The sequence below is a fragment of the Terriglobales bacterium genome (genome assembly GCA_035487355.1).
GTDB lineage: Bacteria > Acidobacteriota > Terriglobia > Terriglobales > Acidobacteriaceae > QIAW01.
The window spans coordinates 1-23,769 of record DATHMF010000034.1; the positions used below are offsets into that span (position 1 = coordinate 1).

The 23,769-nt window shown below is 55.5% G+C and carries 16 protein-coding genes and 1 pseudogene; 10 read left to right on the forward strand and 7 right to left on the reverse strand.

All coding sequences use genetic code 11. From position 1 onward, the window contains the following. The 3 genes from VK738_08120 to VK738_08130 all read left to right on the forward strand — a co-directional run. The coding region (locus VK738_08120; protein ID HTD22605.1) for an FAD-dependent monooxygenase at window positions 1–381 on the forward strand (381 nt) is incomplete at its 5' end. A gap of 394 nt (window positions 382–775) precedes the next feature. Continuing rightward, window positions 776–1,879, forward strand: coding sequence for an efflux RND transporter periplasmic adaptor subunit (locus tag VK738_08125; protein ID HTD22606.1), 1,104 nt, complete (start codon window positions 776–778; stop codon window positions 1,877–1,879). Between the two features lie 206 nt (window positions 1,880–2,085). Beyond that, window positions 2,086–5,223 (forward strand): multidrug efflux RND transporter permease subunit, encoded by a 3,138-nt coding sequence (locus VK738_08130; GenBank protein HTD22607.1) that lies wholly within the window; start codon window positions 2,086–2,088, stop codon window positions 5,221–5,223. Between the two features lie 182 nt (window positions 5,224–5,405). Here VK738_08130 and VK738_08135 read toward each other — a convergent pair whose 3' ends face one another. Continuing rightward, the gene (locus VK738_08135) at window positions 5,406–6,764 is read right to left on the reverse strand and encodes a DUF4215 domain-containing protein (protein ID HTD22608.1); all 1,359 of its coding nucleotides are present in this window, start codon (window positions 6,762–6,764) and stop codon (window positions 5,406–5,408) included. Between the two features lie 518 nt (window positions 6,765–7,282). On the opposite strand from VK738_08135, the gene VK738_08140 reads away from it, so the two are divergent. Further along, window positions 7,283–8,515, forward strand: a complete 1,233-nt coding sequence (locus VK738_08140; protein ID HTD22609.1) for a hypothetical protein — start codon at window positions 7,283–7,285, stop codon at window positions 8,513–8,515. A 42-nt stretch (window positions 8,516–8,557) separates the two neighbouring features. On the opposite strand, the gene VK738_08145 is transcribed toward VK738_08140, so the two are convergent. From VK738_08145 to VK738_08155, 3 genes are all read right to left on the reverse strand, one after another. Next, window positions 8,558–10,864 carry an APC family permease gene (locus VK738_08145; protein ID HTD22610.1) on the reverse strand — a complete coding sequence of 769 codons (2,307 nt, stop codon included), beginning with the start codon at window positions 10,862–10,864 and terminating at the stop codon, window positions 8,558–8,560. A gap of 153 nt (window positions 10,865–11,017) precedes the next feature. Continuing rightward, window positions 11,018–11,149 (reverse strand): hypothetical protein, encoded by a 132-nt coding sequence (locus VK738_08150; GenBank protein HTD22611.1) that lies wholly within the window; start codon window positions 11,147–11,149, stop codon window positions 11,018–11,020. A gap of 301 nt (window positions 11,150–11,450) precedes the next feature. Beyond that, window positions 11,451–12,587, reverse strand: coding sequence for a hypothetical protein (locus VK738_08155; protein ID HTD22612.1), 1,137 nt, complete (start codon window positions 12,585–12,587; stop codon window positions 11,451–11,453). Between the two features lie 260 nt (window positions 12,588–12,847). Here VK738_08155 and VK738_08160 point away from each other — a divergent pair, with 260 nt between their 5' ends. The 5 genes and pseudogenes from VK738_08160 (at window position 12,848) to VK738_08180 (ending at window position 18,391) form a co-directional block, all read left to right on the forward strand. After that, window positions 12,848–13,450 carry a hypothetical protein gene (locus VK738_08160; protein ID HTD22613.1) on the forward strand — a complete coding sequence of 201 codons (603 nt, stop codon included), beginning with the start codon at window positions 12,848–12,850 and terminating at the stop codon, window positions 13,448–13,450. A 269-nt stretch (window positions 13,451–13,719) separates the two neighbouring features. Beyond that, window positions 13,720–15,327, forward strand: coding sequence for an apolipoprotein N-acyltransferase (gene lnt / locus VK738_08165; protein ID HTD22614.1), 1,608 nt, complete (start codon window positions 13,720–13,722; stop codon window positions 15,325–15,327). A gap of 150 nt (window positions 15,328–15,477) precedes the next feature. Then, window positions 15,478–16,530: pseudogene (gene prfB / locus VK738_08170) on the forward strand (peptide chain release factor 2). A gap of 131 nt (window positions 16,531–16,661) precedes the next feature. After that, window positions 16,662–17,987 (forward strand): hypothetical protein, encoded by a 1,326-nt coding sequence (locus VK738_08175; protein ID HTD22615.1) that lies wholly within the window; start codon window positions 16,662–16,664, stop codon window positions 17,985–17,987. 2 nt (window positions 17,988–17,989) lie between these two features. Further along, window positions 17,990–18,391, forward strand: a complete 402-nt coding sequence (locus VK738_08180; GenBank protein HTD22616.1) for a CoA-binding protein — start codon at window positions 17,990–17,992, stop codon at window positions 18,389–18,391. A gap of 112 nt (window positions 18,392–18,503) precedes the next feature. Here VK738_08180 and VK738_08185 read toward each other — a convergent pair whose 3' ends face one another. Then, complete coding sequence (locus VK738_08185) at window positions 18,504–19,847, reverse strand: replication-associated recombination protein A (GenBank protein ID HTD22617.1); 1,344 nt, start codon at window positions 19,845–19,847, stop codon at window positions 18,504–18,506. 15 nt (window positions 19,848–19,862) lie between these two features. Next, window positions 19,863–20,462, reverse strand: a complete 600-nt coding sequence (locus VK738_08190) for a hypothetical protein (protein HTD22618.1) — start codon at window positions 20,460–20,462, stop codon at window positions 19,863–19,865. A gap of 265 nt (window positions 20,463–20,727) precedes the next feature. Here VK738_08190 and VK738_08195 point away from each other — a divergent pair, with 265 nt between their 5' ends. Then, complete coding sequence (locus VK738_08195) at window positions 20,728–22,560, forward strand: VCBS repeat-containing protein (GenBank protein ID HTD22619.1); 1,833 nt, start codon at window positions 20,728–20,730, stop codon at window positions 22,558–22,560. A 205-nt stretch (window positions 22,561–22,765) separates the two neighbouring features. On the opposite strand, the gene lpxD is transcribed toward VK738_08195, so the two are convergent. Continuing rightward, window positions 22,766–23,761 (reverse strand): UDP-3-O-(3-hydroxymyristoyl)glucosamine N-acyltransferase, encoded by a 996-nt coding sequence (lpxD, locus tag VK738_08200; protein HTD22620.1) that lies wholly within the window; start codon window positions 23,759–23,761, stop codon window positions 22,766–22,768. Window positions 23,762–23,769 lie beyond the last annotated feature (8 nt).

Consider the following 23,769-nt stretch of genomic DNA (forward strand, 5'->3'; position numbering starts at 1 on the left):
GGCCTGCTCCTGATCGGCGATGCGGCGCACGTGATGTCGCCCGTGGGCGGAGTGGGCATCAACTACGCAATCCAGGACGCGGTAGTCGCAGCCAATGTGCTTGGGGAGCCGTTGAAGGCCGGCAGAGTTGAACCAGGAAAGCTCGCCGAGGTGCAGCGCCAGCGGGAGTGGCCAACACGGTTCATCCAGGCATTGCAGTCATTGGCGCAAAAACAGATTGGCAGGGGCGTGCGCCGCAGCGAACAGATTATGCGGATTCCATGGTATGTGCGGCTGCTCGCCCGCGTGCCCATTGTGCGCGATGTTCCGGCGCGCCTGATGGCGTTTGGAATCAAGCGAGTGCACGTGGAAGCAAAGAAAGAAGCGATCGAGAGGCCCTGATGGTTGCAGTCCGTTCAACAGCCGCGGATCGATTTTTGCCGCCGCCTCTTTCGAGCTCATCGGGCCTCCCGCGAAACAAAAAGACTCATTTTCCATTCCTTGTGTCTATTTCTATTTACAGTTTGAATATAGAATACCCTCATGCTCAACATGGGCTTGCAAGTGACGTCGGGCCAGGTAAGCAGTTCTATCTCCAGGGCGACACACCATGCACGCATTTCTTGTGCGCATTTCTTGTGGAAGGCGCAACCGTCGAGAAAGTTCTTTCATGCTGGTTGTGATTTGAAGATTTTTACGTCCTCTTTCCAGTCCCGAAACGTCTAAGCCTCCAGGTCGGGCGCGAGCGTCCGTGGTTCCCACTGATGCTCGAATCAATGATATTGTGATCGTGTTTATGACGGGTTCAGCACTGCGGCATTATAAGGTCCTGGCGCTCGCAGGCAGCATTGGGCTGCTGGCAATGGCCGTGGGCTGCAGCAAAGGCGAAGGATCTGACCCCAAGGGAGGTATGGCCATTCCTGTGCCCATGACGGTGGCGCAGCCGACGACTGTGAATACTTCCTCGGAATATGTGGCCACGCTGAAATCGCGCAACACCACCAGCATCAATCCACTGGTGGAGGGCCAGATTACGCAAATCTACGTGAAATCGGGCGAGCGGGTGCAGACGGGCACACTGCTGATGCAGATTGATCCGCTCAAGCAACTGGCCACTACCGGCAGCCAGGAGGGCGCGCGCAAAGCGCAAGAGGCCAATGTTCTTTACGCGCAGAAACAACTGGAGCGCACGCGCAAGCTCTATGAGGCGGGCGTGGTCAGCAAGCAAAACCTGGATGAGGCGGTTTCCGCCCACGATGCCGCCGAGGCGCAATTGAAGTCATTGGAATCGCAGGTGCAGGAGCAGAGAGAGCAATTGCGCTACTACCGGGTCATGGCCCCAACCAGTGGAATTGTCGGCGATATTCCGGTGCACGTGGGCGACCGCGTGACCATGACCACAATGCTCACAACCGTAGACCAGCCGGGAGCGCTCGAAGCCTACGTGGATATCCCGGTTGAGCACGCGCATGATGTGGGACTGGGCAGGCTGGTTGAGATCCTGGGGAACGACGGGAATGCGGTTGCGCAAAGCCATGTCACCTTTGTTTCGCCGCAGGTGAACGACGCGATGCAGACCATCCTGATCAAATCGCTGGTGGACAACAAGGGAGACCTTCTGCGCAACCAGCAGTTGGTGCGGGCCCGGGTCATCTGGGGCACGCGGCAGGCTTTGCTGATTCCCATCCTGGCGATTTCGCGCATCAATGGGCAGCCGTTTGCGTTTGTTGCCGTGAGCGAACAGAACAAACCCCTGGTCGCCCACCAGAGGCAAGTGCAGCTCGGCGAAATGATCGGGAACGATTATGTGGTGCTGGACGGAATCAAACCCGGAGAGCGGATCATCACCGGCGGCACGCAAATGCTGGGCGATGGGGTTCCGGTCGCGCCCAAAAGTTAGTACGCTTGTGTCATTGGAGTGTGGGGAATTGGAATTAAGCGGCAGCAGGATTGAACGGGCTGAAAAAACCTAGGTCCCGCCGCGAAGCGCGGCTCCGGTCAGGATGACAAAAGCGGGATTAGGATTTAGATGTTGCTGCAACCCAGCGCTGGGTAACTATATATATCGCCCCTCGCGGGGCTTGCTTTAACAGAAACCGGTGACTTATGTTCGTTGATTTTTTTATCCAACGACCTATCTTCGCCACGGTATGCGCGCTGTTGATCATTCTGGCAGGCGCCGTCGCTATTCCTACTCTGCCTGTCGCACAGTTTCCCAATTTGGCACCGCCGCAGGTCAGCGTCAATAGCGGCTACACCGGCGCAAGTGCGCAGGTGGTGGAAGCTTCGGTCACCACGCCGCTGGAGCAACAAATCAACGGCGTCAAAGGGATGAAGTACATCACCTCCAGCAGCGGCAACGACGGTTCCAGCAATGTCAGCGCCATATTCGACATTGGCCGCGACGTTGACATCGCGGCCGTTGATGTTCAGAATCGCGTGGCCAACGTGCAGGGCCGGCTGCCCTTGGAGGTAAATTCCACCGGCATCAGCATCAGCAAGAGCGGCTCGGGCTTCGTTTTCGCGGCCGGCTTCTATTCCGATGACAATCGCTATGACAGCCTCTTCATCAGCAACTATGTTGACGTGTATCTGAAAGATGCGTTGAAGCGCATCAAAGGCGTGAGCGACGTCATCATCTTCGGAGAACGCAAGTATTCCATGCGCCTGTGGCTCGACCCCGGGCGCATGGCCAATCGCAAACTGACGGCCTCGGATGTGGTGACTGCGTTGCGCGAACAGAACATTCAGGTGGCCGCAGGACAGCTCGGCGAGCCGCCTTCTCCCACAGGCCAGAGCTACCAGATCAGCGTGCGCGCCGTGGGGCGGCTCTCAACACCGGACGAGTTTGAAAACATTATCCTCAAGGCCGGCGAAGATGGGTCGCTGGTCAAGCTCAAAGATGTCGGCCGGGCCGAACTGGGCGCGGAAAACTACGGCGGCAACCTGGAGTTCAACGGATACCATGCCGTCGGTCTTGGCCTCACGCAACTTACCGATGCCAATGCCCTCGAAGTGGACCGCGCCGCCAAGGCGGAGTTGGAGCGGCTGTCAAAAAGTTTCCCTCCGGGACTCAAATACCAGATTGCGTTTGATACCACACAGGTCGTATCTGAATCCATTAAGGATGTCCTGTTTACGCTCTCCGAGGCGATCGCGCTGGTGATTCTGGTGATTTTTATCTTCCTGCAGGATTGGCGCACGACGCTGATTCCGGCGGTCACCATTCCCGTCTCTCTGATCGGAACATTTATTTTCGTCAAGCTGCTGGGCTTTTCCATCAACACGCTGACTCTGTTCGGCATCACGCTGGCCACGGGTCTCGTGGTAGATGACGCCATTGTGGTCATTGAAAACGTGCAGCGCCACGTCTCTGAGGGCATTCATGACGGCCACAAGGCAGCTTCGGTGGCCATGAAAGAAGTAGCCAGCGCCGTGGTGGCCACATCGCTGGTGCTGGTGGCCGTGTTCGTGCCCGTGGCTTTCTTTCCGGGAACGACGGGAATTCTTTTCCGGCAGTTCGCGCTCACCATCGCATTTTCTGTCGCTATCTCAGCCTTCAATGCGCTGACCCTCAGCCCGGCACTTTCGGCCATCCTGCTGGGAGGCGGTGAAACCGTCCATGGCGGGTTCTTTGCCGTTTTCAACCGCATCGTAGAGAAAGGCACCGCCAGGTATCAACGGACATTGCATGGTCTGTTTCGCGTGCGCGCGCTGGTGGTGCTGATTTTCGTCGTGGGATTGGGTGCGGCTTACCTGGTTTACAAATCGGTGCCCCATGGCTTTGTACCGCAGGAAGATCAGGGATGGTTCATGAACGTGATCCTGGCCCCGCAGGGCGCTTCACTCGATTACACCGGAAAGATCGCCGCCCAGGTGGAAACCGTTCTCAGCAAAAACCCTGACATCACCGGAGTTTTTGCGGTCAGCGGTTTCAGCTTCGGTGGAAGCGCACCGAACCGCGGTATGGTTTTTGCGACGTTGCGGCCGATCAGCGAACGCAAAGGCGACGCCCACTCCGCCGATACCGTGATTAACAGCATACGCGGCCCGCTCTTCGGGATTCCGGGCGCAATTGTCGTTCCCTTCTCTCCCCCGGCGGTTTCGGGATTGGGAAACTTTGGCGGTTTTCAAATGGTGCTGCAAGACCAGGGCGGCCACACCTACGAAGAATTTTCCAGGATCGTCGATGAATTCAAAAGCAAAGGCAACGCCAGCGGGCAGGTGGTTGGATTGAATACCTTCTTTACCGCCAATGATCCGCAGTTCGTGGTCACCATTGACCGCGAAAAGGCCAAGAGCCTGCAGGTGCCCCTGCAACAGATTGCCTCTACCCTCCAGATTTTCCTGGGGTCGCAATATGTGAATGACTTCGACTTCAATAACCGCTCGTATCGCGTCTACGTGCAGGCCGATCAGAAATTCCGCTCGCAGCCGCAAGACATCCAGCGGTTCTACGTGCGCTCCGACACGGGTGCGATGATCCCGCTGGAGAACCTGGTCACGATCAGCCAGTCCACGACGCCGCCGGTGGTCTCGCATTACAACCTGTTCCGCTCGGCGGAAATTGACGGCTCCGCCGCGCCGGGGCGCAGCTCCGGCGACGCCATTGCAGCCATGGAAAGGCTGGCCCAGGAAACCCTGCCCCGCGGAGTCTCTTATGCATGGACCGGACTCTCGCTGGAAGAAATAGAATCGGGAAGCCAGGCGGCCCTGCTGTTCGGTTTGGGATTGCTGGTTGTCTATCTCACGCTGGCGGCGCAATACGAAAGTTTCTCTTTACCCTTCATCGTGATACTCGCCGTTCCCATGGCGCTGCTGGGCGCCCTGGGCGCGCAGAAGATCGCGGGCCTGCAGAACGACGTGTATTGCCAGGTGGGATTGGTGATGCTGATTGCGCTCTCCAGCAAGAACGCAATTCTTATCGTCGAATTTGCCGAGCAGTTGCGCGAGCGCGGTCTGAGCGTATCTGAGGCCGCGATTGAAGCGGCTCGCATACGGCTGCGGCCCATCCTGATGACTTCTTTCGCCTTCATTCTCGGCGTGCTGCCGCTGGTGTTCGCCAGGGGCGCCGGCAAGATCGGCCGCCAGTCCGTGGGAACCACTGTCTTCGGCGGCATGCTGGTTTCCACTCTGCTCAACCTGCTGTTCATCCCGGTGCTGTATGTGATTGTCAAAGGTTGGCAGGTGAGACGGGCAGAGCCGGCCACGGTTGAGCAACAGGAAATTCTGCTGGAAAAGTAGAAAATAATTCGCTGCCGGTTTCGCGTTTAAGTTCCCAAAAAAGAACGCCCTTCACGGGTCTGTTGATCCCGACAATTACTGTATCCCACTACCGTGGACGAGCGGGCCTTCAGGCCTGCGTTGAGATGTAAAACAAATGGGCTTCAGCTCCGGTCCCGCGCGGATACGCCAATTCTAAAAGCTTATTTGATAATGACGCGATCGGTGGTGAACTTGAAGAAGCTGGAATAAGCGGCGGCATTCAGACAAGCAGCCAAAGGTACAGCGTTATTTAATTTGTCCTTGCAGGTACTGACCTGGTGACTGGCATTCTCCGCCAAAGTATAAGGTGATCCTGCTCCTGCCGCTGGAGCATTGGGGTCAAAGGTGTCCGGTTGTGTAGCGGTGATTTCTGTTCCGACTATGGGGGCGCTGCATCCACCCACGAGCACGTCGAGCAGCGAGTTGTTAATACCGTAGGGTGTAGTGCAATTGGCCGCGAGCGCAGGCGCAGGCGTGGCCGCGAGTGATGCAGCGCTGACTCCGCCACACAGCTCGCCTGTTCCCATGGAGGGATAACTCATCAACGCCGGATCAAGGTGCTCCGAAGACAAATGTCCCGGCGGCGAACCCGCGGAAGCTGTTGGCGTGGAGAAACCGCTTGTCATGGCTTTAATTTTTGCATTTGACAGACTGAGGTTGGCTCCAACGAAGGGCAGCGTAATGCTTCCAGGGGTGGTCAAGAGTGCGTTACCCGAGATGCTGGTAGAGAGCCGGTTCGCAGGGATCCGGTTGCTATCAATTGCCCCAGGATCGGGGTTGTACCACCAGTCGAGATCACTGGCTCCGTTGTAACCGCTGACGGTGGTAGGCGCGCCAGTGACGACTCCCATATTGAAATTCGGCTCAGTGGTGCCGCTCAAGTCGGCGATGCCCAGCATGACAAACAACAAAGAGATCGAGCCATTTCCGACGTCGGTGTTGATAGCGTTTTGCAATCCGTTTTTGGCGAGAGAACCAACGATTGCCCCGCCTAATGCGTTGGCCATACAAAATGCGTCGGTCGTCGCGCCTACCTGCATCTGCAAAGAATTGACCCGCTGGTTCTGCTCGAACTTGCAGGTGGAACTGCAGCCATCAAGATTCGCATTGTTCCCATCGTCGCACTGCTCGGGTGGCGTCTGCCGGATGCCATCGCCACAAGACGGTCCCGTGACATGAAGCAGCGCGGAGCCACGAAAAGGTCCGCTGGCAGCGATAATTCGGCATGCGCCCCCGCGAACAGCAGTTACCAGACCGGAAGACGGATTCACAGTCGCGACACCCAGGTTGTCGGAGATCCAAGTCGCCAGGCCCGTAATCTTGGTGCGTCCGCCAGTTTTGTTGAGCGCGCCGAGATCGAGGCGAAAGGCGTCGAATTGCTGAGTGGCCGCTGGCGCGATAGAAGAGTTCGCAGGTGTTACCTCAATCCGCACCGGGCCTTGTTGTCCCTGCAAAAACAGGACCGAGCTGAAGACGAATACGACAATCCTGCAATAGGCAGTCGCTCGCACGCAACGCATATGGTTTTCCATTTTCTTTGAGAGGGAGGCATTCATCATACATCGGGCCGTAAGAATCAGCCCCCGGTGTCGCTCTAGCTCCTGATGAGTCTGTTACCTTTCTAGTAATATATGGCTGTTCGTCGCTGATGGCCCCCTATCCCATTTGCTCAAATAGTCTCCATTGATATGAAGTCATTACAATTCAATGACATACGGAGAGACCGGGGGGTACCAGCAGGAAGTGGTCAGATATTTACTTTGCTATAAACCAGACCTCCCTTTCTTCCCAATCTGAAGAGTAAACAGAACTGGCGAATGCCTACTGTTATCGCAAATTTTCAAAGACCAGAAGGCTTTTTTTAGGGCTCGCAGCCGAAATCAGGCTGCACCCCTAAGCCCGCATTCTTGAATGCTGGGTACACTTCCCAACTCAAGGATGACCCACAATTTCCCACAAATCAAGAGTGTGATATCAGCGTGATATCACTTTGCGAAACAAATAAAACGCTGGCGGGTTCTTACAACAGGGTGACCGTGTGAAAAATTCGTTAAGACAGTCATTTGTTTTTATTCTCTGGATCATATTTCTAGCTGTCTCTATCCCGGCAGGGCAATTGCAAGTGTGGGCGGCTGAGCCACAGGCTCCGGTGGGGCGTACGTTGACGGGCGTGCTCGTAGGGCCGCGGGTTGCGGTTTTCGATACAGCCCGGGATTCCTGCGAGCAGATTGACATTCCCGACGAACAGGCGCGCGCCTTCCGCGACTACAAAGGCACGATCCACCTGGTGGCTTCGCACTCGGTGATGCGGCAGAACCTCGGAGCTACGCTGGAGAGCGTGAAGCACACCTGCCAGGTGACTTTTCGTTCGCCGCACGACCCCGATCCGGCGCATTTCAACGATTACAGTTGGCTAGATGCGTTCTACACCCTCGATGGCAGAAAGGTCGTTGCCCTGGCCCACATGGAGTATCACGGCTGGGAGCATCGCATGTGCTCCACCTCCCAGGACACCAGCGCCTGCTGGTACAACGTTGATACCTTTTTCCTGTCGGAAGATGGGGGCTACCACTTCACCTCACCCAAGGCGCCGGAAAACTTCGTTCTTGGGCTGCCGTACAAGTACGAGGTCAATCGCGGGCCGGAAGGTTACAGCGTTGACACCAACATCATCAAGGTCGGCGAGTGGTACTTTGCCATGACAACGGATTGGCCCTGGCCGCCGACGTGCAACCCGAATCAAGTTCCCAATACGTGCCTGGTGCAATTTGGCGGAGCGCCGATTCGTACGACGAATATTCTTGATCCATCTTCCTGGCGCGGCTGGGATGGCAAAGATTTCGACGTCGTCTTCGTTGATCCGTACCGGGGGCCGGTGGCCCATCCGGAAGAGCATATCTTCAAGCCGGTTCCGTATATGTACTACGTGAACGGGGTCTACTACCACGAGGCCGCGCATCGCTTCGTCGCCGTGCTCTTTGATCCCTGGAACGATGCCTATGGCCCGCCTGGATTTTATCTTTCAACCTCAACCGATATGGTGAACTGGAGCAAGCCCACCATGGTCATCGCCCAGAGCCAGCTCCTCGCCAAAGAACCCAAGGGGAACTGGACCTATGGTTATTTCTCGCTGGTTGACCCCAACTCAAAAGATCCCAATTACGGAACCATTACCGATAATCCTTATGTTTACTATGTGCGCTCAGACGCCAATCATGGTCCGTATGTGCGGGTCTTGTTTCGGCAACGAATCAAGCTGAGCTGGAAGTGAGAACAGTCCTCAGGAATCAGTCCTCAATCGTCAGTGGAAACTTTACGGGCATCCTGGCGGATGTCCGGCGGAGTGGTCGCTGCTGTCGTTCAACGATTTCAGGATCTCATCCGGGTCGCTGGCCATATCGTGCGCCAGGCGGGCTAGGGCGACCGTGACGATATCGCAGTGATGCAGTTTGTGGGGGTCAATCCCCTTGTCGCGAGTCGCCCACAGCCACATGCGATGCACCAGGGCCACGTCTTCGGACTTCATGTCGGGCAGGTGCGGTCCCAGGCGGAAGGTTTCCACTTCCTGATCGGGTTTGACGACCTGGAAGATCACCTGGCGCTTGGGTTCGGGCATGGCCTCCCAGGCGCGGCCTAGATTGAAGGCCTGCTGCTGGGCGGTCATCTTGGTGGAGAGGCCGGCAACAATCGTGGAAGATTCCAGCGAGTTTGCCGTCTGCACGATTGCCGACCATACATCGCGGGCCGGGACCACGACCAGAGAAATGGTTTTGCCGAAACTTTCAGCGATGGAAACCGCGCGGGTAAACAAGGTCTGCTCGTAGTCGCTGAAAATCTGGTCCATGGAGAGGTCATATTCCGCGCTTCCGGGTCCAGTAAGGCGGGCCGCCAGCACCACCACGTCGGTCCCCTTGGTATCAACCTGTGAGAGCACCCAGCGGAGCTGGTCGAGCGTGTTGTAATCGCGCACCGTCACCAGAATGTTGCCGGGGCGCACATCGGCGGTTTCGCGTTCGACGGTTTCGTGGTGCAGGAGCTGGAAGTGCTCCTTCATCTTCTTTTCAACGTTGGCGAACTTGCGTTTGTTAACGCGCTCGGAAAAAGCAAACAGGATGAAGAAGGCGAAGGTGAACGCAACGCCGGCCTTGGTAGCAACGGACTTGGTAAACAGATTGACGATGGCCACGGTCAGCAGCACCATGTGCACGGAAGCCAGGCCGATAGGGATTTCAACCCCGCGAATGGTGATGTTGGGTGGCACCTTCCATCCGCGTTCACCCTTGTATTTGAAGCGCAGCACCAGCATGGCCAGGCTGTTAAAGACGAAGCTCCAGATAACGCCAAAGGCATAGGCTTCGCCCAGCACATAGACGTCGCCGCGGCTGATCAGAATGGTGAGCAGTTGCATGCCTACGACCATGTTGATCACGCGGTGGCTGGTGCCGTACTTGTGATGCGGCTTGCGGAACCAATCGGTAAGGACGCCGTCTTCGGAAACGCGGTTTAACACGCCGTTCGAGCCCACGATGGCAGTGTTGATGGCCCCCGCCAGCATCAGAAAGCCCACGACCACTACAAAAGCACGGAAGAGGAGCTTGATGGTCTGCGGACCGGTGAAGTACATCACCATGACGCCCAGCACGTTGTTAATAGCTTCAGGCCGGGCGCGCACCTCATCGGGAACCAGCATGACGGCAAACATGGAAGAAAGACCGGTGAACAACAAGCTGTAAATAGCGATGGTCAGCGCAGTCTTCTTCAGGTTCTTGAGCTTGGGATGGCCAATTTCCCGATAGACCTGGGCCAATGATTCCTCGCCGCTCATGGCCAGCACGGAGTGGCCAAAAGCCATCATGATTCCAAAGATCCCAAAGAGTCGCGGTATGTTGGCGCTGATGAACCCCAGCGATTCGGGAGTAAAGTGAAGATTGCCGGGCGTGGGCCATGGCGGCAACGGCCGGGGATTACGCAACAGCGAGAAGATCGCCCAAGCCAGCAGTATGACCACCATCACGGTGGTGATTTTCATCACCTTCAGGGCCTTGTCGCTGGATTCCTCAATGCCCTTGATGTTTTCCCACCAAAAATACAGGGTCACCAGGATCGCAACGATAACCGACGTAAAGTTTTCGTTGACATGGGGCGGCCCGTTGAATAAATGATGAATCGCACGTGGAACCAATCCGTGGATATCGAGCGCTATAAAGGTCTCATTCAGCAAGCCCGAGATGTACTGCCCCGCGGAAACACCCGAGATGGGGCCGGTCAGGATATAGTCGAACATCAAGGCGGCAACGCCGACCTTGGCCAGGGTCCCGCCCAGGGCTTCTTTCACGATGCGGTAGACGCCGCCGCGCACGAACATGGAGCAGCTCTCCACGTAGACCGCGCGCACCGCAAAAGAGAACAACATCACACCCAAAATGAACCAGGGTGCAGCCTTGCCTATCGCCTGCTCGGCGGTAGCACCGGCATAAAAGGCAGAAGAGCCCAGGTCGTTGAGCACGATAGCTGCTGCCCGCCACCAACTGATGAAGGTCAGCATCACTGAGCTGGCGACCACAATCCGAACTCGGTTGGAACTTAAAATGGGCTGGGTTGTGGCAGTGGTAGACGACATTGGAAGGGATTCGGCTCTGCTATCTCAAGACCACTTTTTTAAGTGGCGAATTTATAAACAATTTATAAAGGCAGATAGCAGTGTACAGCCACTTCTCCATCAGGGCAAACCCGCATGGCATATGTAATATTTATAGGCCGTATAAATATTTCTTTAGTCAGCGACGGGCTCATCCGGCTCAAGGGCTGTTTCGATGTCTTCCACACCGCTCAACAGAATCACCACCGCGGAGCCGAGTAAACCGATCACGAATAAAGCTTCAAGAATCTTGATTACAATCGCCATGATTTGCATGATTTGCCTGTAATTATTGTACCGGAATTCCAGCAGAAGAAACATGGGGGCCTGGAAAGATGTCTGGCAGGGTTAGAGGGGCGGAAAGGCCGAGAGGAGTTATTAGGGGGAAAATTACCCGTTCCCTTTATTTTCGTCCAATTCTATCTGCTTCGATCTGTTAAGAGGGCCCTCTACAGTGCGGCGGAATTGCTGCGTAATAGTATCCAAAATCCCTGTATTGCCGCTGGATATCTCCAACAAATCAGAGACGCTTGTACCATTTAACAACTGCGTCATAACACACTCCCTATCAATTCAATAGTACACCAAGCAAAGCACAAAAGGGCTGCAAAAGCTTTGCGATTTCATCGGGAGCATCCTGGAAAACATGTTCCTCGCTTGATTCCACATTGATAATACCGCGCGGGCCTTCCGGGCCTGGGACAATGAGTGAAGCAAAGCTGCGAAAGTTCTTCTTATGACTGAAATAATCCTGCATACTTTTCCGAATTTGTTTGGGCAGTTTATCGGCAAAATCGAGCTTGGCCGTCTGAACCACTAAATCAGTCTTTCGCAAGAAGGCCTCCGGCGCCCCGGGCAGGGTCCAATCTGCCCAGTCAGGATCGAGTACGGGGTCCTCAACTGGCAAAACGAAGTGTTCTTGACCCTCGGGATAAGCATACTCTTTTAACAATAAGAGATGCCCATACTCATGACCCTCTCTGCCAAACATCACGCCCTTCTTTTGTTCCAAGGTGGCTTTCTTCCAAGGAACCGCCAGCATGTAATTCGCATTGATTGCGGGCTTGGGATTGGCTGTGGAATTTGCCTTAACCACCAGGCAAATGTGCTCTAAGAGGCGTTGTGCAACTAATTTCTGAATCTCGCCTGGCCGGCCCTGTTGAATGTAGTGGTCTACTGCGAGAATTACCGCGGCCAAGGAATGTGCCACCTCGGCAGAGAAGTTGCGCAACTGTACCAGTTTGTCATCGTGTTTGCGTTCCAGGCCCGCTCTGAATTCTTCTTCATAATAGAGATGCCCGTAGCGCAAATAGTTTCCGACCGGGTGAAATGGTTCAGAAGGATAATCCTGCGGGCGCCGGGTTCTGATCTGACGGCAATGGAAATAGATTTGCGACGCGGATATAGCCAGCACGACCGCCCATGCGCCGACAAAAAACACACAATAAAAAAAGAGCAGTCGAGGCTTGTCTATCTGGTCTACGCTCAGCAATCGTTTTAAATCGCCAATAAATGTGATAATAAAAACGGCGAAAGCCCATTTGAAACTTCGTACTCTTGGGTCCTTTCCCAGTTCGGCCACCTTCCGGGAAGCTCGCCATGAGAGACCAAATACAAGCCCCAAAACCAACCCTATCAGCGCAACAATGACCTCAATGTAGCTGTCAGGTAGCCACCTGGAAATTATCACAACAGATAAAGTCATCACTGTTCCGTTGAATCGAAATTACCGTTTTGAGTTCGAAGACGGGATGCATTCTACACCAACCTCATTTCCTGGGGTCACCCGACCCAGTGTTTTCAAAGATGTTTTAAACTCATTACGTGCGCACCCTGACTCTTCGGCAGTGGTTGAAGTAGGAAGGAGTATGATAGGTGCGTTGATACTCCCCTAAGCCCTTCCCCCAAAACCTCGCCTCAGTTTTTAAGTTTTTAATGCCGAACTTTTCACGGATCACGAGCTTCTTGCGACGGCGTTGGGTGCGCGCAATCGCGATTACGGCAGTATGCATTCTCACGTTTGCAGCGATCAGTGCCGCTGGCGAGTGCCTGTTTTATCTGAATGGCAACAAGACGATCCTTCTGATGGAGTTAACGATCTGGACCTGGTTATTGCTGCTTTTCGTGTTCGTTGCGCGAAGGTGGAGCAGCCGCATCCTTCTTGTCATAGCCGCGCTCAGCGTTCTGGTGATAGCACCAGGTTGCATCCTGACGCTGGGCCCTGTTGTCCGCGTCGGCTTGTACCTTCACATGACTGCGCGAACAGTTCACGCCAGCGTAGTGGGTTCGCGCGCTGTCTACCCAACGGAAATGCCTCCCTCAGCAATGCCACTCAGGCCGTTGGTAGAGCGGCAATATGAGTTTCACTACGCTGTTTTTGGTGATCCCGGAAACGGTGCGAACAGCCATTTCCGCATTGAGGCTGTCCGGCGGCATTGTCTTTGTCGCGCACTGACTAACCTGACTATTTTTGACGACGGAACGATCTATTCGACAGATGAGAACAGGGCCGCGAAAGCGTCGGATGGAATCTTCTACAAACCGCCTAAGGACGCTGAATTCCCTTAACTGCTCCGCGTAGTCGTCGATAAGTCGCCGTATGGCAAGTTAGGCCCCCAGAGCGAAGAGACGGCGCAAGCTCGAACCCCTGCCTCAACAGGCACCAACCTAGTCAATTAGGTTATTTGTGGGTAATTGAAAGAGTCACCGCACGCTTACTGTGTTTCTGAGAGGGCCGCAATCTTCTGTGCATCGGCGTCGGCGACTTCAAGGCCGATGAGGTCTCCAAAGTTGTACTCTCGCCGGTCGTTGTTAGCGATCCTTGTTAAACTCAGATCGTGCGTACGCTTACCCTTCGGCAGTGGCTGCTGGCCATAACCTCAGGCATTCTGCAGGTGCTGATTTTTCCTTCGCCCTCGTTTTATGTCCTCTCCTGGATAGCTCTGGCCCCGCTGCTGCTCGCCATCCTGCTGCCCCGTTCCGGCAGCAACCGTGCCAGTGGAGTGATGCTGGATGGCCAGGGCCGCGACTTGACCACAGCCACACCCTGGCAGGGGTTCCTGCTGGGTTATGTCAGCGGCTTTGTGTGGTATGCCGGCAGTTGTTTCTGGATTTACAACGTGATGCATAACTACGGCGGGCTTGATGGACCGGTCGCCGTTGGTGTGCTGATTCTTTTCTGCCTGTTTTATGGGTTTTACCATGCGCTCTTCGGCTGGCTGCTGGCCAGAGTAGCACGACCCAACATCGGTGGGCATGGACGCCGCAATGCTTTGTTGCTCACTCCGTTCTTATGGGTCGGGCTGGAGTTGGCCCGCACCTGGGTGCTGAAAGGGTTCCCCTGGAACCTGCTGGGTACCGCCCAGGTGGATAACTTTCCACTCACCCGCATCGCAACAGTTATAGGCGTTTACGGAATCTCGTTCCTGATCGCTTTAGTCAACGCTGGAATCGTCGCGGCCTATCTTGCGCCAGCGCGGCAGCGGCGGCAACTGTTGCCGATTGCCATCGCCGTGGCCGTGATGTTGCAACTGGGCGTGCTGGTCTCCCCTGGCTCCGTGCCTGCGGACCATCATGCCGTGCTGGTGCAATCGAACGTCGCCCTGGATGAATCATGGACCATGGAATCGTTCAACCAACTTTTGACTGAACTCAAACAGTTGAGCGCCATACCCGCAGATTCAAGTGGGGAAAAGACCAAGTTGATTGTCTGGCCGGAGTCTCCTGCTCCTTTCTTTGACAACGACGATAGCTTTCGCATCTCGCTCAGTTCGCTGGCCCGTGCACAAAATGCCTATGTGTTGGCCGGAGATGTGGGAGTCGTTCCGGGCATAGACTCGGCAACACCTGAGGTCACCAACCGCGCCGTTGTGATAGGCCCGAGTGGTGCGCTGGTTGGCCACTATGACAAGATCCATCTGGTCCCGTTTGGGGAATACGTTCCTTATAAATCTTTCTTCTTCTTCGCGAAACACCTGACGCGCGAGGTGGGGGAATTCCGCCCAGGAACGATACGCACCGTGTTCAATGCAGGCGACCAACGCTTCAGCGTTTTTATCTGCTATGAATCCATCTTCCCGGATGAAGTCCGCGAATTCGCGGCGAACGGCGCAGAGGTGTTCATCAACATCTCCAATGACGGCTGGTATGGAAACTACAGCGCTCCCGGCCAGCACTTGAATCAGGCGCGGATGCGGGCCATCGAAAACAATCGTTGGATCCTGCGTGATACCAACACCGGCACCACTGCCAGCATTGATCCTTACGGGCGGGTTGTGGCGCGGGCTCCCCGCAACCAGCGCACCCGCCTGGTGGCACCATATGGTGTTATCTCCGCGCAAACCTTCTACACCCGTCATGGTGATTGGTTTGCATGGATGTGTGCGATAATTTCGTTATTGGGAATTTTTGTGGCCTTCGGAATGCGCATGGGCGTTCCACGCTGACGCATTTCCCGAAGCTGGAACCCAGGTCCCTCGACTCCGCCGCGTGACGCGGCTGCGCTCGGGATGACAAAGTTAAGGATTGAATTGGAGGAAGTAAAAACGTGGTAGAAGAACTAGAACGCGAATACGCGCCGGTGCGCGACAAAGTCCGCGACCTACAGGAGTATCTTTGACGCTCCTCGACTCCGCCAGCAACTGCAGGAGATAGAAAAGAAAGCTTCAGACCCCAACCTGTGGTCGAACCCCGAACAATCACAGCAGGTCATGCGCGAGCGCAAGCGCCTGGAAGGCGCCATTGCGACCTACGATGATCTCTCCCGCCGCAAGGGAGATGTGGACGCTTACCTGGAACTCGCCCATGAGGGCGAAGATGTAAGCGGCGATATCCGCCGCGAACTCGATTCCCTGCGCGACCTGGTGGAAAAAGTTGAGACTGAGACGCTGCTCTCAGGCGGAAGCGACCAGAACAACGCCATCGTGACCATTCACCCCGGCGCCGGCGGCACCGAATCGCAGGACTGGGCCGAGATGCTGTTGCGCATGTACCTGCGCTGGGCCGAACGCCAGGGCTTTGAAGCGGAGCTGAACGATTATCAACCGGCGGAAGAAGCCGGACTCAAATCCGCGACCTTTACCGTCAACGGCCAGTACGCTTACGGGCTGCTGACCAGCGAAATTGGCGTGCACCGGCTGGTGCGCATCTCTCCTTTCGATCAGGCCAAGCGGCGGCATACATCCTTTGCCAGCGTCTTTGTGAGTCCGGAAATTGACGATTCGATCCAGATCGACATCAAGCCCGACGACATCCGGACTGACACTTACCGCTCCGGCGGGCGCGGCGGCCAGCACGTCAACACTACGGATTCTGCCGTGCGCATCACCCACATCCCCACCGGCCTGGTTGCCAGTTGCCAGAATGAGCGCTCCCAGCACAAGAACCGGGAGCGCGCCATGAAGATGCTGCGCTCAAAGCTGTACGAATTCGAGATGGAAAAGAAGCGGGCCGCAACCAAGAAGATCGAAGACGCTAAGCTGGATATTGATTTCGGATCGCAGATTCGCTCTTACGTCCTGCATCCTTACCGTATGGTCAAGGACCATCGCACGAAAGTAGAGGTAGGAGACGTGGACCGGGTGCTGGATGGCGATTTGAGGCCGTTTATCCGGGGGTACCTGCTGGCGAAGCGCAAACCAAAAGGCTAGTATTTGGGCAGGTCTGCGGTCGGACAAAAGTAACTTGTGGTTTGAATAAAGACAACTTACGATTCTGAAATCTCCCCTTATAGTAGTATCATTCGCTTAAATCACTTAGGTTTGGCACGAGGATTCTCTTCATGCCCAAAATGATTGATCTCATCCGGCAGTCAGCCGTGCCCGCCAGCGTGATGCGTTCCGCGGCCCGGGGCGCGCTTTCGTTGCCGACCGGGGAAATGATTGAGATCCTCGTCTATCTGACCAGTAATCCCGTATTTGCCGAGCAGGCCAAAATGACGCTCGCCGGATGGGATGAACCTTCGTCTATCGCAACCGCCTCCGACCCTACGACGCCTTGGGAGGTACTGAGCTACCTGATTTCACCGGAGAACCTGCGCCCTAAACTACTGCCCGCGCTGCTGGAGAACTCCAGTATCCGCGAGTCGGTGTTCATTGAGATGGCGCCGAAGGCCTCCCGTGAAATTATGGAAATCATGCTGCGCAGCCAGCGCGTCAAGCGTTCCGCCCACATTCTGCACGCGCTGCTTCCCAATCCTAATCTCAAAGAGACAGAAACACAGCAGTTGTACCAGACGCTGCGCTCTCTTGGAGAGGAGACCACCAAAATCATGGCTTACCAGGAGGCTGGTGCAGAGGAGAAGACCCAGTACGAAATTGAACATGCTGATGAAATTGCCGCCGCCGAAGCGGAAAATTCGCCCTTTGAGATTTATGGCCAAGACGATGAGCTGGAAGACCTTGAACACCTGGAAGCATTGACTCCCGCCGATGAGGTGGTGGCTGAAGCAAAAGCGGCAGGTGGGGCAGCAGCCGGTCCAGCAGAGTTTGAAATTGTGGCGGAAACCACTCCGGCAGGAGCCTCTGCTCAGCAGGACAGCATAGAAACGGTTGCTCTTGCGGATCCCGCGACGGCGCAAGCCGGCGAGGGCGAAAACCTCTCCCCAGCGGCTGGCGGGGAAGAAGAAAGCGATCTTGTCCGGCTGACGAGGATTCGCGATGCACAGAACAAATCGCGGGAGCGCCTGACCAGCTTTCAAAAGATCGCGCGCATGGGGGTTCGCGAGCGCATCCAACTGGCGGTGAAGGGAACCAAGGAAGAGCGTTTCATCTTGATCCGCGACGGGGCCAGACTGGTTTCCTCGGCGGTATTGAACTCTCCCAAGCTTAGCGAACCCGAGGTCGAGCAGTTCGCTAACATGAAAAATGTATCGGACACGGTTTTACGGGAAATCTCACGCAGCCACAAGTTCATGAAGAACTACAACGTGATTCGTAACCTGGTCAACAATCCACGCAGCCCACTTGACCTCTCCCTGGCGCTGGTCAATCATCTGACGGTCGGAGACCTGAAGAGCCTTTCCTCCAACAAAAACGTGGCGGACACCTTGCGTAAGCTGGCGATGAAAAGATTTAAAGACAAAACTGAAGTCAAGAGAGGCGGCTAGCAGTGCCGGAGGATGCCATTGCCAAGCTGCTGAAATCGGCCCGCAACATCGCTGTCGTAGGACTGTCTGCCAGCCCGCTGCGGCCCAGCCACGGCGTGGCCGCCTACATGCAAAGCCACGGCTATAAGATCATTCCGGTGAATCCGGAAATTACAAACGTGCTGGGCGAAGATGCCTACCCTTCGCTGGTGGATATCCCCGAAAAAATTGATATCGTGGATATCTTTCGCCGCCCGGAATTTGTTCCACCGATTGTAGATCAGGCCATTCAACTCAAAGTCGCAGCCATCTGGATGCAGGAGGGCGTGGTCCACAACCAGGCTGCCGAAAAAGCCCGTCGCGCAGGAATTTTAGTGGTGATGGACCGGTGTATTTTGAAGGAGCACCACGCAAGGTTCGGGTAAGTCAGAAGTAGGAATTACGAAGTCAGAAGTACTAAGGTAAAAGACAAACTATGCTGCCAGCTCTTCACTTCTAACTTCTTACTTCGCACTTCTAACTTCGTAGTTCCGCCCTTTACCCTTCGCGCTTTTTCTGCGCTTCCCTTGCCTGCCGAATTTGCCGTAACCTCTGCTGAATTTCTTTTTCGCGGCCTTCGGACGTAGGTTGGTAATAGATGCGGTCGCGCAGGTTATCGGGCAGGCATTGCATATCGGCGACTTTGCCTTCCAGATCGTGGGCGTACTGATATCCTTCGCCGTAACCGATGGCCTTCATCAATCCTGTTGGCGCATTGCGCAGGTGCAACGGGACCGGATCTGCCGCGGTTTTCTCTACGTCTTCGCTTACCGCTCCATACGCCTTATACAGTGCGTTTGATTTGGGAGCGAGAGCGAGATAGGCAGCGGCCTGGGCCAGCGCCAGATTGCCTTCCGGAATACCCAGAAAATCCATGGCATCGCGCGCGGCAATGGTTTGTGTAAGCGCCTCCGGATCGGCCAGTCCGATATCTTCCACCGCCATGCGAACCAGGCGACGCGCAATATAGAGCGGGTCTTCTCCGGATTCAAGCATGCGCGCCACCCAGTAGATCGCGGCATCGGCGTCGCTGTTGCGCACAGATTTATGCAAGGCTGAGATGAGGTTGTAGTGCTCTTCTCCTTGCTTGTCGTACAGCAGTACACGTTTTTGCAGTGCTTCCCTGACAACTTCCTGGGTGATTACAGGTTGCTGGTTCCCCGCCACAGTACCGGCAGCGATTTCCAAGACATTGAGTGCACTGCGTGCATCGCCGCTGGCATAGGCGGCAATAATTTTCAGAACCTCATCATCAATCTTGAGCTGCAACTTGCCCAAACCACGATCTTCGTCTTCGAGTGCACGACGCAGCAAGCCAAGCAATTCTTCTTCTGTGAGCGGTTTGAGCACATACACGCGGCAGCGCGAGAGCAACGCGCCAATAATCTCGAAGGAAGGGTTTTCCGTGGTGGCCCCAATCAGGCGGATGTTGCCTTTCTCAACGTGGGGCAAGAATGCATCCTGCTGCGCCTTGTTGAAGCGATGAATTTCATCCACGAATACGATGGTGCGCGTGCCGTATTGCCGTACTTTTTCGGCATCCGCCATGACCTGCTTGATTTCCTTAATGCCGCTGAGCACGGCGGAAAATTGCACGAACTCGGCACGGGTGCGGCTGGCAATAATCTGCGCCAGCGTGGTTTTACCCACTCCCGGCGGGCCCCAGAAGATGATTGAGCCGGTATCATCGCGCTCAATTTGCACACGCAGAGGCTTGCCCGGAGCAAGGATATGCTGCTGCCCGGCGAACTCCTCGAGCGTGCGCGGCCTCATGCGGTCGGCCAGAGGACGCTGGATGTCTGTGCTCGCGCCCGGCTTCGGAATGGCTTCGAATAGGCCCATTGGGGGAATCTCTACTCAGCTTATCCTTTGCCGCACCCACTCCACAATCTCTGGAGTCACATAATCAGGAGGTGTGATGCGGAAAACGGTTTTGCCGTGGAGCAGCTTGAGCGAAACATCGCTCCATTGCGGAGGAGTTGCAGACTGATGCAACACGATGGCATCAGCCCGGTCGAGAAATTCGCGGGCCGAAGCCTTGAAATCGGCCGTCTCAAAATCGAGCACAGATAAATAAAGATCAGGCCGCAGGAATTTTATGACCGAGTTTGATTCCATGATCACGTTGCTTGTACCTTCGATGCGTTTGCGCAGGCTGGGCATGGCTTCCGCCAGGAACCCCTGTTTGGTGCGCACCCAAAGCGAGCGCTGCGCACCAGCCAGCAGAAAGCGCGAGGTATCAGAGCCGCCGCTGCGGTCCCGCTCTTCGCTGATGGCTACGGTGTGTTCATCGGTGGCGCAGCCGCAGGATTCGCCGTTCACCGAGCAGATCCCATGCCCAAACTGCGTGATTTTGACCGCTGTCCATTGCCGTTCGGGTAATGCAGCAATCAGGCCGGCAACTACGCTGGTCTTGCCCACACTCCGTGAATGCCCGCCAATTACCAAAATGGCCATAAGATTTACATACGAATCAGGGTAAAATACCCTGTAACTTCCTTAGTAAACTACCCTAACCATTATTACCTTGACGCTGATTCTTGCCTTGACGCCTAATGATTAGCGACCCTTTGCGTAGTTTGGATTTTAATCTTTTCCAGATGATTTGCGCTGTCCGTAAGGCAGCTTCGGGGGCGATTGAGGCTGCTTTTGCCCCTGTAAACCGCGTGCGCCAGTGATGTTCAGGCGTCTTTGGCCACAAGTAGTAGACAGGAGATTTACGATGTCCATGATCAGACGTTTAGGGGTAGTTTCGCTGCTTTGCATTCTGTTCTGCCTGGTAGCAGGGGTTGAGCCGGCGCTGGCTGCAAATCCTTTTACGCCAGCACCAGGATCGCCCATCATTACCGGCGCCGGAGCCGGCTTTGTAGCCGTCGGCGATTTGAATGGAGACGGAAAGCCCGACGTGGTTGTCGTCAACGGTAGCGCTAACAGCGTCTCAGTTCTACTGGCAACAGGCGGAGGAAGCTTCCTGGCTCCGGTCAATTACGGGGTCGGAATCGGTCCCAACGATGTCGCTATCGCAGACGTCCTTGGGAATGGCAGGCTTGATTTGGTGGTTACGAATAGTGACGGTACCATCGACCTTCTGATCAACAATGGTAGCGGCGTTTTTACCACTCCACTTCCACCCCTTTTTGCAGGGTCGGGAACGGGACCCGAAGGCATTGCTGTTGCCGATCTTAATAAAGACGGATTCCCCGACATTGTTGTCGCTGACTCCTTCACCAATAACGTCACCGTCTTCCTGGGAGCCGGACTTGGAGCTTTTACACCCGGTGTTAATTACACGACCAGCACAAATCCTTCTACGATTATCACCAATCCTTCATCTGTTGGGGTGGCTGACTTCAATGGTGATGGAAAACTTGACCTGGTCACTGCCAATAATGCCAATGACACGGTCAGCCTTCTTCTGGGCAACGGAAACGGGACCTTTCAAGCCCCTATAAGCGTTAATGTGAACCCCAGTCCGACTTCGAGCTGCTCGGATCCCGATGCTCTTGTGGTTGCTGACCTGAACGGAGACTCAAAGCCCGATGTCGCTGTGGCATGTACGGGAGGCACCGTAAGCATACTCTTGGGGAACGGAAGTGGAACTGGAACCGGGATTTTTGCAGCCGCCGTCAGCTATACCACATTTGATAGTGCGAGTGGCGCCGGAACGGGACCCGAGTCTATTGCCGCGGCCGACTTCGACGGCAAGAATGGAGTTGATCTGGTCATCGCGGACTCCTCCAATGATGCGGTTGTTCTGCTCAACAGCGGCACTGGAACTTTTGGTGCTCCCATCCCGCAGCCTGCAGGCAAAGGGGCATTTGGGGTAGCCACTGGTGATTTTAATGCCGATAGCAAGCCCGATCTAGCCGTCGCCAATTTTACGGACGGTACCGTAAGCATTTTGTTGAATGGAGGAGCCATAGGAAACGGTGGCGGCGGTGGTGGTGGTGGCTGCACCCCAACTACATGTCCTGCTAATTTCACCATTACTGTAACTCCGGCTTCTGTAACGACAAAAGCCGGCACACTGGTTACTTATACAGTTACCGTGACCCCTGGACCTGGATTCAGTGAACCTGTCGCACTCACTTGCTCCAGCAGCGCCCCGGCATCTGGTTGCTCTTTTAGCACCAAAACTGTCCTTCCCAGAAACGGCGCCTCCGTGAACAGTACGATGAGCGTGGCCACCAACTTCAATCCTTCTGGAGGCCCTTTTAGCAAGGCAGATCCTTCTCAGTCGCCTATGCCGCACTCGAACAATAATCTCTATGCCATGCTTTCTTTCAGCGGAGCGGGGGTTTTCGGGTTGGTCCTGTCGGCAAGACGTCTTCGAAGCAAACGCAGACCGTTGGTAGGAGTGGTAATAACAATCCTGGGGGTTCTAGTGATTTTGATGACCTTGCAAGGGTGCGGAAAGAAAGAAGATTTCCCAGTCGGCCCCGACGTGGTGACGCCACCCGGCACTTACGCTGTAACTGTGACGGGCACGGCAGGAAGCGGCTCCAGTGCACAGGTCGCGACTGCAACACCAACTCCGGCCTTGATCGTTAATTAAATCAGACCTCTAAATCTGGGTTCTTTCTTGGGGCGATTCGCGACAGCGAGTCGCCCGGTCTTTCTTTCTAAGGGCTCCGCAGCCAAAACAAGGCCGCTGTGCCCTCGCTTTTGGTTCGCGCGTAACGGCACTCACCAAAAGCTCACCCGTTTTCTGAGGGCTCCGCAGCTCAGACCTGTTGGGTAGCCTTTCATTTTTTGAGAAACTATTTTTTCTTTGCCAGCCGGGCCAGCACGGCCAGCTCTTTCAGATATTCGCGCAGCGGCTTGGCTGGTCTTCCCCAAAAGACCACGCCTTTACCGCGCACGATTTTTTTGGTCAGCACGCCGGAGCCGGAGCCAAGAATCACGCCTTCCGTTATCCGGACGTGATCGCCGATTCCCACCTGTCCTCCAACTACAACGTTGCTTTCGATGACCGAGCTGCCGGAGATTCCCGTGAGCGCTGCGATAACGACGTTTTCGCCGATCCTTACGTTGTGTCCGATGTGGACGAGATTATCAATCTTTGTTCCTTTGCCAATGATGGTGGCATCGAGCGCGCCACGGTCAATGGTCGTGTTGGAACCAACTTCCACATCATCCGCGATCTCAAGCGTGCCAATTTGGGGGAACTGTTCATACTTCCCTGTTGCCCGGTCGCGGACATAACCGAAACCATCGCTTCCCAAAACTACTCCAGCATGGATGGCCGCGCGTTTGCCGATGCGCGTCCCAGCGTAAATGGTCACGTTGTTGTCAATGAAACACTCCTCTCCAATGACAACTCCGTTGCCGATGCAGCTTCCCGGACCGATGCGGGTGTGGTCTCCGATTACGCAGTCTTCGCCCAGGACCGCGTGCGGCCCTATGGAAACTGCCTTGCCCAGCTTGGCGGAGTGATGAACTTCAGCGGTCGAATGCACGCCGGGGTGCTGGCGCCGCCGATGATGCAACAGCTTCGCCGCCCGCGCAAACGCCAGGCGCGGATCGGCAACAATCAAAATGGGTTTTGTGGCCTTTGCATTCGCTGCGAATTCTGCGGCGATGATTGCGCCCGCAGAGCTGGCGATGGCCTGCTCGAGGCGGGCAGTATTTTCCACAAATACGAGGTGCGTGACGCCCGCCGACTCCAGGCTGGCCACGCCGCTGATCTCCGCTGTGCCCTTTCCCAGCAGGCGGGCTTGAATGCTATTTGCGATCTCTTCAACCAGCATTGACATGATGCGAC